Raw genomic sequence first — 13,899 nt, 5'->3', positions numbered from 1 at the left:
GACCATCCCCAATGTTCCAGCGCTTTTTTGGCCGCGAACGCTACGCCAACCGCGCTATCACCGAGGCGCTTTACGCACAAATCGTGGCGGCGGCGCGGCAGACTGTGTTTTATTCCCACTGGAATGTGCCAGATACGCCGCTTGGCCGTTTCGAGATGCTGTCGCTGCATATGTTCCTGTTCCAGCACAGGTTGCGCGATGAGAGCGGTGCGGCGCAAGAGGTGGCCCAGGTGCTGATCGACGAGTTCTTCCTCGACGTTGACCATTCGTTGCGGGAATTGGGCATTGGCGACGTTGGCGTGCCCAAACGCATGAAAAAGCTGGCAAAGATGTTTTATGGCCGAACCGCTGCCTATGACGATGCCCTGGAAAGAAACGACCGTGAAGGGCTGACCGCGGCTCTTGCCCGCAATGTCCGGCCCGACGCGGGCGCCTGGCCGGAAGCATCGCTGCTGGCCAACTATGTTACCGACGCGCGCAATCATCTGGCCGCGCAGACATCCGAATCGATTGTCTCCGGCACGCTGACCTTTCCCGCCGCCAAGGAGGTTGAACAATGAAGCATGTTGACCCGCATAGCCCGGTCTCCTTCCGCGCCAATGTTACGCGCCTGCCGCAGAAGGGCCTGCCGCTGGTTATCGAGGCCGATGCCGCACAGCGTGCGGCACTGGCCGAGGAGCACGGGCTGATTTCCGTCGAATCCTACCGCGCCGAGCTTCTGGTCGCATCGTGGAAGCGCAATGGCGTGAAGATAAGCGGTCGCGTCGAAGCCGACATCACCCAGGCCTGCATCGTCACGCTCGAGCCTGTCGAGGCGCATATCGGCGAACCGGTCGAAGCGCTGTTGCTGCCCGAGGATTCCAAGCTTGGACGGCAGGGTTTCGATGGTGGCGGCGAGATCCTGCTCGACGCGGAAGGCCCTGACAGTCCAGAGACATTTTCCGGTGACACGATCGATGTCGGGGCACTCGCCGAACAGTATTTCGGGCTCGCCATCGACCCCTATCCGCGCAAGCAGGGCGCATCGCTCAACGCCGGCAGCGAGAACGAACCGGCGGAGAATGAATTTCAGCAAAAACTGCGATCCTTGCTGGGAAAATCCTGAAAAGCTCGCCCGCGACGGAAAAGTCGGTTGTGCGGCAGCCCAAAACCGTTATTTTCGCCGAACCTTCGCGGTCGCTAAAGCGACCTGCCGCCTAACCGTGAGATAAATACCGCGTGATCAGGATTTCCATCGATGCCATGGGCGGCGATCACGGACCAGCCGTGGTCATTCCAGCGCTCATGACGGTCGCGACCCGTCGTCCCGACATCCGCTTCGTCATCTTCGGGCGTGAGGAGGTCGTGCGCCCGGAGCTTGCCAAATTTCCCAAGCTCGCCGAGATCAGCGAATTCTTCCATTGCGAAATTGCGGTCAGGATGGACGACAAGCCGAGCCAGGCGCTGCGCCACGGCCGCTGGAAGTCATCGATGTGGAAGGCCGTCGAAGCGGTCAAGGCCGGCACGGCCGACGCCTGCATTTCCGCCGGCAATACCGGCGCGCTGATGGCGATGTCGAAATTTTGCCTGCGCACCATGGCCACCATCGATCGACCGGCGATCGCAGCCCTTTGGCCGACATTGCGCGGCGAGAGCGTGGTGCTGGACGTCGGCGCCACCATCGGCGCCGATGCGCACCAGCTGATCGACTTTGCCATTCTCGGCACCGGCATGGCGCGCTCGGTCTTCGGCATTACCCGGCCCAGCGTCGGCCTGCTCAATGTCGGCGTTGAGGAGATCAAGGGCCAGGAAGAGGTCAAGGAGGCCGGGCGCATGCTGCGCGAAGCCAACATGGCCTCGATGAACTATCACGGTTTCGTCGAGGGCGACGATATCGGCAAGGGCGTGGTCGACGTCGTCGTCACCGAAGGCTTTGCCGGCAACATCGCGCTGAAGACGGCGGAAGGCACGGTGCGTCAGATCGGTGGCTATCTGCGCGCGGCGATGAGCCGGACGCTGATGGCCAGGATCGGCTACATCTTCGCCAAGGGCGCCTTCGATCGCCTGCGCGAAAAGATGGATGTCGGCCGCTCCAACGGCGGCGTCTTCCTGGGACTGAACGGCATCGTGGTGAAAAGCCATGGTGGTGCGGACTCGGACGGCTTCGCCGCGGCGATCGAACTCGGCTATGATATGGTGCGCAACAATCTGCTCGACCGCATCGAGGCCGACCTCGACCTGTTCCATGCGCGCAACCCGCATGCCCAGGCAAACAGGAAATCCGACGTCGTTACCGACGCAAAGGAATAGGAAAGAACTTTGATCAGATCAGTCGTGCGCGGCACGGGCGCCGCGCTGCCCCGCCGAATCATGAAGAATGCCGATTTCGAAGGCATGGTCGAGACCTCCGACGAGTGGATCGCCCAGCGCACCGGTATTCGCCAGCGCCATATCGCTGGCGACGACGAGACGACGGCGTCGCTGGGGGAAGCGGCGGCACGTGCCGCCCTTGCCAATGCGGGCCTCACGCCCGCCGACATCGATCTGATCGTGCTGGCGACCTCGACGCCCAACAACACATTTCCGGCCACCGCCGTCGAGATCCAGAACCGGCTCGGCATGCATCACGGCTTTGCCTTCGATATGCAGGCGGTCTGTTCGGGCTTCGTCTATGCCGTGACCACCGCCGATCTCTACATCCGCGGCGGCCTGGCCAAGCGTGTCCTGGTGATCGGTTCGGAAACATTCTCGCGCATCCTCGACTGGAGCGACCGCTCGACTTGTGTGCTGTTCGGCGACGGTGCCGGTGCCGTGATCCTGGAAGCAGGCGAGGGGACGGGCACGATCGCCGACCATGGCGTTCTGGCGGCCAGCCTGCGTTCCGACGGAACGCACAAGGACAAGCTATTCGTCGACGGCGGGCCGTCGACGACGGGTACGGTCGGCCACCTCCGGATGGAGGGCCGCGAAGTCTTCAAGCATGCGGTCGGCATGATCACCGACGTCATCGAGGCGACGTTCGCGCAAGCCGGTATCTCAGCAGATGATCTCGACTGGTTCGTGCCCCACCAGGCCAATAAACGAATTATTGACGCTTCCGCCAAGAAGCTCGGGATAGCTGAGCAAAAGGTCGTGGTTACGGTCGATTTGCACGGTAACACCTCGGCTGCTTCCGTGCCGTTGGCGCTGTCGGTGGCCGTTGCCGACGGCCGCATCAAGAAGGGCGATCTCGTCCTCCTGGAAGCGATGGGTGGCGGCTTCACCTGGGGCGCTGTCCTGGTTCGCTGGTAAGTGCCGAACGGTCCGGTTTCGGTCCTTGACCTTGACGGATCAATTACTTAGGCTCTGCCGTTGTTGTGCCGAATTTTATGTTTTGAGCTGATGGGACGGTCGCATGGGGGGAAAGACACTTACGCGCGCCGACCTTGCCGAGGCAGTTTACCGGAAGGTCGGCCTGTCGCGCACTGAATCGGCCGAGCTCGTCGAAGCGGTGCTGGATGAAATCTGCGAAGCCATCGTGCGCGGCGAAACGGTGAAGCTGTCGTCCTTCGCGACATTCCACGTCCGCTCCAAGAACGAACGCATCGGCCGCAATCCCAAGACGGGCGAGGAAGTTCCGATCCTGCCGCGTCGGGTGATGACCTTCAAGTCGTCGAACGTGCTGAAGAGCCGTATCCTGCGCTCCCATCAGAGCGGCAAGGCCAAAAGCGGCAAGTAGTCCTATTGCGCGGTTGAAAACCGCCGCCACCATGACGCCGGGCTTGAATATTGCTTCATAAACCGCTGAAATAAGCCCCGATTCGGCAGGTAGGCCGGATCATCGTCCAGCGTGAGGATTCGCCCATGGACAAGAGCCCCGACGCCTTTCGTACCATCAGCGAGGTCGCCGAAGATCTCGATTTGCCGCAGCATGTGCTGCGCTTCTGGGAAACGCGTTTCAACCAGATCAAGCCGATGAAGCGCGGCGGCGGCCGTCGTTACTACCGGCCGCAGGATGTCGAACTGATCAAGGGCATCCGACACATGCTCTACGACCAGGGCTACACCATCAAGGGCGTGCAAAAGCTGTTGCGCGAGAACGGCAACCATTTCCTGGTGGCCATCGGCAATGGCGACATGGCCGCCGTCGAGGCGATCTCGCAGCGAAGGCAGGCTGACCAGGTGCCGCTGACACCGGCGGCCCAGCCGCGTGGCATGGACGACGAACTGGTCGGCCAGCCGCGGGTGAAGCCCAGCCGTCGTTTTTTCGGCCTGGGCAAGAGCGACGAGGACGGTCCGGTGCAGCCGGATGCATCGAAACTCTCGCGCGACAACAGGGCCTTGCTGCAGGAGGCGCTGTTCGACCTCCTGGAATGCAAGCGCCTGCTTGACCAGGTGCGCTGACCGCAGCCCGACGCGACATCGGCAGTTCGAAAACCGGAACCCGTCTTCCGGTGAGGCGTTACGTTTCCTTCTGCAAGTGAAGGAAACACATCATGGCATCATTTTCGACCCTCTCCGACATTGATCTCGACAGGCAGGTCGCGGCTCTCAGCAAGGAATTGGCCAGCTTGAAGAGGGCTGTGGCGAAGCGAGGCGGCGCCTACTACGAGGACGGTCGCGATGCCGCCTTCGACACTTATTCCGATCTTGCCGGCCGCCTGCGCGATGCCATGCCGGCAATCCGCAAACAGGGCAGGGTGATCGAGAGGTCCGCCCGCGACCATCCGGCGGCTGCCGCCGCGATGGGCCTTGTGGTGCTCGGTCTTGTCGCCAGTCTGCTGTTCAGCCGGCGCTGAATTCCAAAAACCCAAATCCCAGGGATAAGAGCAGAAGTGACGGCTCGCATCAGGGCGATCCGCTATTTTCATTGTGGTCGGCTATGTCTGTTGTCGCTCCGGCATCTTGCGAGGAGCGCGTCGGCATAGAGGCGTCGCGGCGCTGGATTTGCGTGAATTATCGATCCGGTCCGCGATCGAGCCTCGAGGGGCGGAGTAGCCGGCCTTGACAGGAAGCCAAGGCCGGTCTTCTCGGTGGCAGCCTGCGGTGCTTAGGCCTTGTTTCCCATCACATGGTGGTGGTGGCGGTGATGATGGTGGTGGCGGACATGGTGGCGATGATGATGGTGGTGACGATGATGCTTGGCCATCGGGGCCGCATCCGCACTCGTCGCGCCAATGACAGGCACCGTGAAAGCCAATGCAACTGCAAGCCCGAGGGCCGAGAGGAGGGACTTCTTCATGGATCGTTTCCTTTTGTTTCGCGGGCGCATATGGATCGGGGCGATAGCCCGGCCGCCGCGAATGGAATTACGCGCCTGAATTTTTTCGTCAGTATTTCCCGATTGTAGAATTTTGTTTCTGGACTGTTTCTGACCAATCCAGCCTCCCGCCACCATGCACGGCGAATCGAGAGGCGGCCATTGGCCGCCTGTTCGACTACATCGGCGGCACGACGCCGTTGTTTCCGACCACGACGCGGCTGGCGCTCAGCGCCCCGTCACTGCCCCGCTCTGCGGTAACGAAGACAGTCGCACCCGGCTTGAGGTCGGTCGGTGTCGCCGGTGCGAAGGTCACGACAGGCGTGGTGTCGGGGATCGAGATCTTCTTGGTCTGGCCATTGTCATAGGTCAGCGTGACGGATCGCCCGCTTATATCGGTAACGTCGGCGACGGTGCCGTTGGTCATCCGGCTGTTTGGCTGCAGGTCCCAGGGGCGGTCACCCTCGCCGGTGCCTTTCAGCGCGGCCGGAAAGACCACCACCTCCAGGGCGCCGCTGCCGCCATCCGCTTTCGAAACAGAGGCAATGCCGAGGAAATCGCCCTTCTTGATGTCCTTTGCCGAGGCGTTGGCGACGCCCGAGATCTTCCAGCCAGCCTTGAGCTTGATCGCGTCGGTATCGCCCTGACGGGTTTTCACGGTGAGCAGCGTGGGCTCAAAACTGACCACCGCGCCGCGCACACGCAGCGCGTCCGCAGCTTGGGCGGCGCCCGCGCCGGCGAGGGAAAGGCTGGAAATCGTGCCGAGCACGACCATGACTGTCTTCAAGTTCATTGCAAAAATCCTTCCGGGAACGAGCCGGCTGGAACCGGATGGTTTCACGCCAGCAACCCCGAGATAACGAACGGGCGCGGCGAAACTGCCGGCAAAAGGCCGATCAGGCCTTCAAAACAACTTGATCGCGACGTGTGCGCGAGAGGGCCGCGCCAGGCACCTGGTTCACGATCCCGTGACGACCCTTTTGGCTCTTGGCAAATCGCCGGCGAGAGGGCATCTTCCCGACCGTCTCAGGCAACACTCCTCATTTGATCAAACTCTTTCAGTCATGGAGTTGCCAATGCCCCATAATGCGAAAAGCGAACCCCTCTCCGAACCGGCAACCAACGGGAGCGGGCCAGATTACAACACCCTCAGAGCGATGCGGGAGACCCGCGGTTACAGCGTGGAAGAGCTCTCCCTGACATGCGGCCTGGCGGTGGACGAAATTGAGGATATCGAAAGCGGCAGAGTGACCGACCCGTCGAAGCTGCGTCGTATTGTGTCCGCGCTTCGACTTCCCCAGGAGGCTCTGATCACCCCGGCTGTGCCGACGCCGGCGGCGCAAGGTCGATCCCTGGCATAAATCAGCACCAGGCATTCCAGAGAACCCGCCAAGGCCCCTTGGCGGGTTTCTTATACCTGCCGCAGCGTCTGCTTCAGCCTGGCGCTTGCCGATCTGTCTATCGCACGTGCTTATGCGTGCTGCGGCCTCGGCTGCTGAACCGTAATCTGCCGTCCATCAAGTTTTGAACCATGGGTTTTTCGATATGAGCCTGGACTCCGTTCGTGCCTTCTTTGCCACCCACGCACCCGACATCGATGTCATCGTGACCGAGGCGAGCTCGGCTACCGTGGCATTGGCGGCTGAGGCGCATGGCGTGCTGCCGGCGCAGATCGCCAAGACGATCTGCCTGCGCGTCGGCGACCGCACCATGCTGGTGGTGACCAGCGGCATCGCCAGGCTGGACAACCGCAAGTTCAAGGACCAGTTCGGCGGCAAGCCGCGCATGCTCGATGCCACGGAGGTTGTCGAAGCGACGAGCCACCCGGTGGGCGGTGTCTGCCCGTTCGGCCTGCCGGCGCCGCTGCCGGTCTACTGCGATGTGTCGCTGCGCGAATTCGACGAAGTCGTCCCCGCCGCCGGCGCCACCAACGCGGCCGTGCGGATCGCGCCGCAGCGCATGGTGGAGATTACCGGCGCTGTGTGGGTGGATGTGTGCCAGGGGTAGGGTCGAGGCTCAAACACGACGTCAGGCGATCCTTTGACCGGTGCTCAATGACACGCGCACGCTGCTAGACAGGCCGTCTCACGCACCGGACGACGTTGTAGACTTGCAAGGATCGTAAGACTGAAGCGCCTCGATGAACTGGAGGCGATCGAACGTTGCGCCGAGCGCCAAATTCAAAGTCTTGTCGCACATCCGCCGTGGTGTGGTGCGTTCGATTATTAAATCGGGTCCAAACTCGCGTTCAATAGCAAGCAGACATTGCTCAAACGAAATCACCGACGACCCAATGCGTTTCCAATCGTCCGGTAAGGATTGGCGGAGCGCGTTAATGAATCGCTTGTCTCCCGAAATCAAGAACCGTCCGATCGGATTCCGGAGAACGACCGCCGCGAGCAGCTGCTCCCCGCTATCAATATCGTCGAGCGCCTCAAGCCGTTTGAAGGATCCGTCGCCGGTGATGTTTTCAATGAGATCGGCAGCGAGTACGTCGACTTCAGCAACAAGCTCCATTACGCGATTGAGTGTCGCATCAACTCCCTCGGCGAGTTGCCACCGCGCGATGATCTTTCTATTGGAAACCTGACTATTCGTAGAAGCAAGCCTGTATGGCTTAGTGATCTTCAAAGCTTCGCAAGCGGGGTGCCACAGCTCGCAGCAACCAAGTTTCAAGAAAACGTCGCGGTCAAACAGCCCCAACAAGACAGGCCATCTTTCTAAAGAACCCCGAGATTTTCAAGATACTCAGCGCTATCATAGGTTAAACGGTCGACGTCAATATTCTCTGCAATTGACTCCTTGCAAAGTTCATCCACGGGTCGACTCGACAATTCAACTGGAAGAAGTTTCTGCGCCGCGCGGCCAAGTGCGAATAGTTTATGTCCGTTAATAGTTGTATTTCGTACTGCGTTGAGAATAACGTGGCCAGGACTTATCCCTTTCGCCTTCCCAAATTTTATCGCCGCCTCTGCAAGCTCTGGAGCCTTTGGCACTGTCGAGGCAATGCGAATGCCTTTGAATGGGGTAAGGACGGCTAGAGCAAAACTATTTGCCTCGTCCTCTTGGGAGTCCGACGAACTATCCGCAGTAACCTCTGCATCGACAATGGCGCCGCCCTCGGTTTGAGGCAGATGGCCCCTGGCAATATGCCCCAGTTCATGCGCCAAAATGAAAAGAAGCCAATCTGCTTGGTCTTTCTTCGAAAGAACTATGACTGGTCGACCCACAACATTTGTGACCATACCCTGCATCTTTCTGCCTTCGACCGGTAGATCCGGCAGGTAGATGACTGGAATTCCGACTTCCCAGCATTTGGCAAGGAGCGACTCGAAATCGACCCAGCCATGCTTGGATTTTTCAATTATCGAAGACCTTATGCTCGAAGGGTCTGAATTAAATCCACTCCACTTGGGTTTCGTGGCCTGAGCCACGATCTTCGCGCATGACGTAGCTATGCGTCGCGCCGCCGATACAGTTTCGATATCTGTCCCTGCAGTGGTTTTGAACAAAGCAGTGGGCAGAACGGCTGCAGTGAGGGATCCATCAGACTCAAGGTGCAGGCCCAAATGTCGAACGAGAAAGCCCTTAAGCTCCAAGACCCCTGACGCCGAGTCGAAGGCTTGTCCTGCCCAATCAGGCAATACCTTTTCGACTGCGGACCACTTCAATCCTGCCGACTTGACGCTGTCCTTGAATGCTCGATCAGCTCGCATCTTCGAAGCTTGTTTTTCGATGAGATCGGTTGCCCTATACGGAAACATACGCTTTGCCCGAGATTCGGGGAAGGTCGAAACGCTAGACTGCCATGTATGAAAGGGCGTTTCCCTTGTCCGTATGACATTTGGCGCCGCCTCAGATTTTGATTACACAGCCAAACGACGGTTACCCTACCCGAAAGATAGATTTTTAAAAAACTACGTCGGACTTACGGGGGATAAGTCTTTTTGGTCGGAGTGGCCGGATTCGAACCGACGACCCCTTGACCCCCAGTCAAGTGCGCTACCGGGCTGCGCTACACTCCGGACCGGTCGCGATGTATCGTGATAACCCCGTGCGGGTCAACCGAATTCCGCGACTTTTATCCCGCTGCGATTGCCGGTGCCGGCGAGCCCTGCAAGGCAGGCCGCAACAGCCGCTGATGGCTGTATTCCAGCGCGATGGCGCCCCAGATCAGGCCGAGCAGCAGATAGACGTGGCGCCAGTGATCGATGTCGATGAAGGTGCCGAGCCCGATATTGCCGATGAAGGCGACATAGGCGCACAACAGATACGGCTGCCACGGCCGGTCGCGCAGCAGGATGCGGAAGCCGGCTGCCATCGTCCACAAGACGAGCGCGAGGAACGACACGAAGCCGAGCCAGCCATAGTCCATCAGCATCTTCAGCCAGATGTCGTGGGTGTCTTCGCCGAAGATCGTGCCGAAGACCAGCGGACCGATGCCGAACGGATGCTCCATCGCCATCTGGAAGCCGATGCCGTAGCGGGCGAAGCGGCCGAGGCGGGCGGTGTCGTAGCTCTGTTCGAGATGGGCACGGTCGGAGAACATTTCCGACACGCCGGGCAGCTGCAGGATGACGATCATGGCGACGACCAGCAGCGCCAGTGCTGCAATCGTCATCACCACCACGCGCAGCCGGAACATGCCGCTGGCGCTCTGCAGGAACAGGCAGCCGGTGAGCAGGACGGCCGAGACGGCGAACATGCCCCAGGCGCCGCGCGAGAACGAGAAGAAGATGCCGGCGGTGATGATCAGCAGCGGCACCGCCAGCAGCGGCATGCGCGTCACCGGTCCGGTCAAAAGCAGATAAAGCAGATAGATGCCGGGCAGCACCAGGAACGGGCCGAACACGTTCGGGTCCTGGAAGGCGCCGGCGGCACGGTCGTATTTGGTGAACATCTCCGCACCCGGAAAGGCATGGAAGTAGCCTGCAATGCCAAGCAGCGAGGTGGCTACGGCAGAAACCACATAGGCAATGAAGATCAATCGGTAGAGGCTCGGCTGCACGGCGGTGATCGATGCGAAGAACACCGCGCTGAAGGCAAGAAACAGCGACACGGCGAGATAGAGCGGCGTGTTGGCGAGATCCGCCATCTGCGTCATGGAGATCATGCCGCCGATGTTCATCGTCACCAGCAGCACCAGGAGTGGGGTGGCCGCGCGGGAAATCCGCAAGCCGAAAAGCGCCCAGATGGCGATCAGCCCGGCCATATAAAGCTCATAGGGCGCCGGCTCGCTGATGACAAAGCCGGACAGCAGAATGCCGAGGAAGACCGCGCCCGAGGAAATCAGCGCGATCAGCTTGGCGTTGACCGCCGCGCGCGGCAGATCATGGCTGATCGCGCTCAATAGGCGTTTTCCGTGTTCAAGAGCCGGAGCGGGGTCAGGAACAGGATCCGCAAATCGAACAGCAGCGACCAGTTCTCGATGTAGTAAAGATCATACTCCGTGCGCATGCGGATCTTCTCGTTGGTGTCCATCTCGCCGCGCCAGCCATTGATCTGCGCCCAGCCGGTGACGCCGGGCTTGACCTTGTGGCGGGCGAAGTAGCCGTCGACGACCTCGTTGTAGAGCAGGTTGTGCGACTGCGCGGCGATGGCGTGCGGACGCGGGCCGACCAGCGACAGCGACCCCAGGAGCGAGTTGAAGAACTGCGGCAGCTCGTCGATCGAGGTCTTGCGGATGAAGCGGCCGACACGGGTGACGCGCGGGTCGTTCTTGGTCACCGTCTGCTTGGCGGTCGGATCGGCCTTGTCCGTATACATCGAACGGAACTTGTAGACCTCGATGATCTCGTTGTTGAAACCGTGCCGCTTCTGATGGAACAGCACCGGCCCCTTGCTATCGAGCTTGATGGCGATGGCGGTCGCCAGCATCACCGGCGAGAACACGACGATGCCGATCAGGCTGAAGACGATGTCGAAGGCGCGCTTGGCGACCGAATCCCAGTCGTTGATCGGCTTGTCGAAGATGTCGAGCATCGGCACCGCGCCGATATAGGAATAGGCGCGCGGGCGAAATTGCAGCGCGTTGGAATGCGCCGACAGCCGGATGTCGACCGGCAGCACCCACAGCTTCTTCAGCAGCTGCAGAACACGCGATTCGGCGGTCAGCGGCAGCGATACGATCAGCATGTCGATACGGGCGATGCGGGCGAATTCGATCAGCTCCGAAATGGTGCCGAGCTTGGGGTAGCCGGCGACGATGGGCGGCGAGCGCTTGTCGCCGCGATCGTCGAAGATGCCGCAGATGCGGATATCGTTGTAGGGCTGCTTTTCGACCGAGCGGATCAGGATTTCCGCCGCCTTGCCGCCGCCGACGATAACGGCGCGCCGCTCCATGCGGCCATCGCGCGCCCAGGCCCGGATCAGCTTCGACATCACCAGCCTGAGGCCGAAGATGAGAACGAAGCCGACGACGAACCAGCTGCCGAACAAAAGGCGCGAATAGTCCTGCGACATCTTCATGACGAATGCCGTCAGCGCCATCAGGGCGAAAGTGCCGGCCCAGACGAGCAGCACGCGGCCGAAATTGGCGATGGGCCGCATCAGGGCGACGATCTGGTAGCAGTCGGTGACGTCGAGCAGCACCACGGCAAGGAACGAGCCCGCTGCGATCGTCACCGGATATTGCCAGGCGAGATAGTTGAAGAACCCGACATAGTGGAAATAGACGGCGAGCCCGGACAGGAACAGCAAGCCGAATTCGACCATGCGCAGGACACCGCTGACCATGATCGGCGACATTGTATCGCGCCTGTACTGCGAGGCGACCTGCCGGGCGACATCGTTCATGCGGCTTGGCGTGTCGCCATCGGCCGGGCCGTCGAATTTACGCACCGCCTCTGCTGAAAAGCGGCGCGCGGGGTCGATCTCGTTCATGAGGGCTTTCCGCAAGCTTCCCCACGGTCATAGCAAAAGAGAGCTAAGAAACCCTTGAAACAACGTATGGCTTTGGAACGGCTTGGTCCTACGCCTACCTGTCGAGCGCGGCGAAATAGGCCTTCTCGATGTCAGCGGCCATCACATCGGCGCCGAAGCGCGCCTTGAGGTTGGCGCCATCGGGCATCAGGTCGCAATAGGCGGCCGGGTCGGCCAGCGCCCGGCTCATCCTTTCGGCGAGCTCGATCGGGTCGGGTCGGATCAGGGCAGGGGAACCGGTGTCGAATATCTCCGGAATGCCGCCGACCGCGGTTGCGATCATCGGCTTTCCCGCGGCAAGCGTTTCCAGGACGATATAGGGCATGGCTTCGGCGCGCGAAGGAACGATGATAAGCGCGGCAAGGGCAAAGGCCTCCCTGGCCGGCATCGGCGGCAGGAAGCGGACATGTCGCTCGAGCCCGAGGCGTTTCACTTGCCCGTGATAACGCGGAAGGTCGTCGCCGTCGCCGACCATCACCGCGGTCAGCGGGCGGCCGAACCGTGCGCCGGCGAGCGCCAATGCATCGATGAAGATGTCCGGTCCCTTCAGGTCGCGCATCATACCGATATAAAGCAGGTCGGCTGCGTCCGGCGCGGTGATCACCGGCTCGAATTCTGTGGCGCGCAGGCCGTTGTAGACAAGGGTGTTGGGAATGGGCGGCTCGCCGACCTTGTGGCGATAGGTCCGCCGCTCATAGTCCGAGACAAACAGCAGATAGTCGGTGAAGCGAGCCATGAAGCGCTCGAGCGCGAAGAACAGCTTTCCGGTGGTCGTGTTCTCGTCATAGTGAAGGGAGCCGCCATGCGGTGAATAAAGGCGGGCTACGCGAGACCTTGATACCCGCAACAATGAGCCGAACAGACGGGCATAGGCGCCACCCTTGGCGCCATGCCCGTGCAGTACGTCCGGCCGCAATTCCTTGATGATTCTGTATGTGCGCCAAGCCGAGGCAAGGTCGCCGGGACCGACGTGGCGCTGCATCGGCGTGCGATGAATGCCGAGCGCCAGCATGTCCTTCATCTGATCGAACAGATGTTCCTCGAACGCGCCGCCTGTCGTCGAATCGCAGACGATGCCGACGGAATGCCCGGCGGCGACCTGCGCCTCGGTCAGGTCGCGCACATGCCGGAAAATTCCTCCGACGGGTGAGCGAAAGCAATGGACGATCCTGAGCCTGTCCGCCACTTGGTATCTGTCAGAACAGACGTTCGCGGACGTAGACCGTATCACCCGGCAGCAGCGGGTCGGAGGTGACCACGCGGCCGGTCATCACCTTGCCGTTGATGTCGCGGGTGATGTCGACGCTTTCCTGATTGGCGCGCGGCGTGAAGCCGCCGGCAATGGCGATCGCCTTCTGCACCGTCAGGCCGGGAACGTAGGAATATTGGCCGGCGGCACCCACTTCGCCCATGACGAAGATCGGCCGGTAGCGGTCGATCTCGACCGAAACGTCGGGATCGCGCAGATACCCTTGCCGCAATTTGTCGGCGATCTCCTTTTCCATCTGCTGTGCGGTGTGGCCGCGCGCCGGTATGGCGCCGACAAGCGGGAAGGAGAGGTAGCCGGATTGGTCGACGCTGTAGGTGTTGGTCAATCCGTCCTGCTCGAACACGGTGACGCGGACGCGGTCGCCGGCGCCAAGACGATAGGGCTGATCGAGCACCTCATGGAAGGCCGCCGGCGTCGGCCGGTAGCTGGAGCAGCCAGCAAGCATCGATACGGCAAGCAGCGCGCGAAACAGGGAAGCAGTGCTTTTCAT

Annotated in this window: 16 protein-coding genes and 1 tRNA gene; 9 read left to right on the top strand and 8 right to left on the bottom strand. The window is 60.9% G+C overall.

All coding sequences use genetic code 11. The features are described from left to right. Window positions 1-11: 11 nt before the first annotated feature. The 7 genes from LB558_RS01755 (at window position 12) to LB558_RS01725 (ending at window position 4,757) form a co-directional block, all read left to right on the top strand. Window positions 12-560 (top strand): ubiquinol-cytochrome C chaperone family protein, encoded by a 549-nt coding sequence (locus tag LB558_RS01755; protein ID WP_224696215.1) that lies wholly within the window; start codon window positions 12-14, stop codon window positions 558-560. Then, window positions 557-1,105: a YceD family protein gene (locus LB558_RS01750; RefSeq protein WP_224695889.1), complete on the top strand. Its 549-nt coding sequence runs from the start codon at window positions 557-559 to the stop codon at window positions 1,103-1,105. The genes LB558_RS01755 and LB558_RS01750 overlap by 4 nt, the downstream gene beginning before the upstream one ends. A 113-nt stretch (window positions 1,106-1,218) precedes the next feature. Beyond that, window positions 1,219-2,289, top strand: coding sequence for a phosphate acyltransferase PlsX (plsX, locus tag LB558_RS01745; protein ID WP_224695888.1), 1,071 nt, complete (start codon window positions 1,219-1,221; stop codon window positions 2,287-2,289). Between the two features lie 9 nt (window positions 2,290-2,298). Continuing rightward, window positions 2,299-3,270, top strand: a complete 972-nt coding sequence (locus LB558_RS01740) for a beta-ketoacyl-ACP synthase III (RefSeq protein ID WP_127258179.1) — start codon at window positions 2,299-2,301, stop codon at window positions 3,268-3,270. Between the two features lie 103 nt (window positions 3,271-3,373). Next, entirely contained in the window at window positions 3,374-3,697 is a 324-nt protein-coding gene (locus LB558_RS01735) for an integration host factor subunit alpha (protein WP_013532231.1), read from the top strand. Window positions 3,698-3,822: 125 nt separating this feature from the next. Continuing rightward, the gene (locus LB558_RS01730) at window positions 3,823-4,362 is read left to right on the top strand and encodes a MerR family transcriptional regulator (protein WP_023810244.1); all 540 of its coding nucleotides are present in this window, start codon (window positions 3,823-3,825) and stop codon (window positions 4,360-4,362) included. Between the two features lie 92 nt (window positions 4,363-4,454). Continuing rightward, window positions 4,455-4,757, top strand: a complete 303-nt coding sequence (locus LB558_RS01725) for a hypothetical protein (protein WP_224695886.1) — start codon at window positions 4,455-4,457, stop codon at window positions 4,755-4,757. Window positions 4,758-5,396: 639 nt separating this feature from the next. Here the strand turns inward: LB558_RS01725 and LB558_RS01720 are convergent. Then, complete coding sequence (locus LB558_RS01720; RefSeq protein WP_224695884.1) at window positions 5,397-6,011, bottom strand: hypothetical protein; 615 nt, start codon at window positions 6,009-6,011, stop codon at window positions 5,397-5,399. 283 nt (window positions 6,012-6,294) lie between these two features. On the opposite strand from LB558_RS01720, the gene LB558_RS01715 reads away from it, so the two are divergent. Both LB558_RS01715 and LB558_RS01710 read left to right on the top strand, forming a co-directional pair. Continuing rightward, the gene (locus LB558_RS01715; protein WP_224695882.1) at window positions 6,295-6,579 is read left to right on the top strand and encodes a helix-turn-helix domain-containing protein; all 285 of its coding nucleotides are present in this window, start codon (window positions 6,295-6,297) and stop codon (window positions 6,577-6,579) included. A 184-nt stretch (window positions 6,580-6,763) separates the two neighbouring features. Continuing rightward, the gene (locus tag LB558_RS01710) at window positions 6,764-7,225 is read left to right on the top strand and encodes a YbaK/EbsC family protein (RefSeq protein WP_224695880.1); all 462 of its coding nucleotides are present in this window, start codon (window positions 6,764-6,766) and stop codon (window positions 7,223-7,225) included. Window positions 7,226-7,303: 78 nt separating this feature from the next. Here the strand turns inward: LB558_RS01710 and LB558_RS01705 are convergent, their stop codons facing one another. The 7 genes from LB558_RS01705 to LB558_RS01675 all read right to left on the bottom strand — a co-directional run bounded on the left by LB558_RS01705 (window position 7,304) and on the right by LB558_RS01675 (window position 13,899). Further along, the gene (locus LB558_RS01705; protein WP_224695879.1) at window positions 7,304-7,924 is read right to left on the bottom strand and encodes a hypothetical protein; all 621 of its coding nucleotides are present in this window, start codon (window positions 7,922-7,924) and stop codon (window positions 7,304-7,306) included. A gap of 14 nt (window positions 7,925-7,938) precedes the next feature. Then, a complete protein-coding gene (locus LB558_RS01700; RefSeq protein WP_224695878.1) occupies window positions 7,939-8,982 on the bottom strand; it encodes an ImmA/IrrE family metallo-endopeptidase in 1,044 nt (347 codons plus the stop codon). A gap of 184 nt (window positions 8,983-9,166) precedes the next feature. Beyond that, a tRNA-Pro gene (locus LB558_RS01695) sits at window positions 9,167-9,243 on the bottom strand. Window positions 9,244-9,299: 56 nt separating this feature from the next. Further along, window positions 9,300-10,568: an O-antigen ligase family protein gene (locus tag LB558_RS01690; RefSeq protein ID WP_224695877.1), complete on the bottom strand. Its 1,269-nt coding sequence runs from the start codon at window positions 10,566-10,568 to the stop codon at window positions 9,300-9,302. Next, window positions 10,565-12,100, bottom strand: coding sequence for an undecaprenyl-phosphate glucose phosphotransferase (locus LB558_RS01685; RefSeq protein WP_224695876.1), 1,536 nt, complete (start codon window positions 12,098-12,100; stop codon window positions 10,565-10,567). Before LB558_RS01685 ends, LB558_RS01690 begins: the two co-directional genes overlap by 4 nt. 94 nt (window positions 12,101-12,194) lie before the next feature. Then, window positions 12,195-13,325: a glycosyltransferase family 4 protein gene (locus LB558_RS01680; protein ID WP_224695874.1), complete on the bottom strand. Its 1,131-nt coding sequence runs from the start codon at window positions 13,323-13,325 to the stop codon at window positions 12,195-12,197. A 10-nt stretch (window positions 13,326-13,335) separates the two neighbouring features. Next, window positions 13,336-13,899, bottom strand: a complete 564-nt coding sequence (locus LB558_RS01675) for a polysaccharide biosynthesis/export family protein (protein WP_013532220.1) — start codon at window positions 13,897-13,899, stop codon at window positions 13,336-13,338.

Source organism: Mesorhizobium sp. CO1-1-8 (assembly GCF_020164875.1).
In the GTDB taxonomy this organism is placed as follows: Bacteria; Pseudomonadota; Alphaproteobacteria; order Rhizobiales; family Rhizobiaceae; genus Mesorhizobium.
Note: the sequence above shows the minus strand (reverse complement) of the source record. Positions and strands in the feature narration are given on the sequence as shown.

Bases quoted from the DNA above. Each gene is read 5' to 3' on its own strand.
- LB558_RS01675 (WP_013532220.1), bottom strand. From the start codon at position 13,899: ATGAAAAGCACTGCTTCCCTGTTTCGCGCGCTGCTTGCCGTATCGATG.
- LB558_RS01730 (WP_023810244.1), top strand. From the start codon at position 3,823: ATGGACAAGAGCCCCGACGCCTTTCGTACCATCAGCGAGGTCGCCGAA.
- LB558_RS01715 (WP_224695882.1), top strand. From the start codon at position 6,295: ATGCCCCATAATGCGAAAAGCGAACCCCTCTCCGAACCGGCAACCAAC.
- LB558_RS01720 (WP_224695884.1), bottom strand. From the start codon at position 6,011: ATGAACTTGAAGACAGTCATGGTCGTGCTCGGCACGATTTCCAGCCTT.
- LB558_RS01725 (WP_224695886.1), top strand. From the start codon at position 4,455: ATGGCATCATTTTCGACCCTCTCCGACATTGATCTCGACAGGCAGGTC.
- LB558_RS01750 (WP_224695889.1), top strand. From the start codon at position 557: ATGAAGCATGTTGACCCGCATAGCCCGGTCTCCTTCCGCGCCAATGTT.
- LB558_RS01735 (WP_013532231.1), top strand. From the start codon at position 3,374: ATGGGGGGAAAGACACTTACGCGCGCCGACCTTGCCGAGGCAGTTTAC.
- LB558_RS01685 (WP_224695876.1), bottom strand. From the start codon at position 12,100: ATGAACGAGATCGACCCCGCGCGCCGCTTTTCAGCAGAGGCGGTGCGT.
- LB558_RS01710 (WP_224695880.1), top strand. From the start codon at position 6,764: ATGAGCCTGGACTCCGTTCGTGCCTTCTTTGCCACCCACGCACCCGAC.
- LB558_RS01755 (WP_224696215.1), top strand. From the start codon at position 12: ATGTTCCAGCGCTTTTTTGGCCGCGAACGCTACGCCAACCGCGCTATC.
- LB558_RS01700 (WP_224695878.1), bottom strand. From the start codon at position 8,982: ATGTTTCCGTATAGGGCAACCGATCTCATCGAAAAACAAGCTTCGAAG.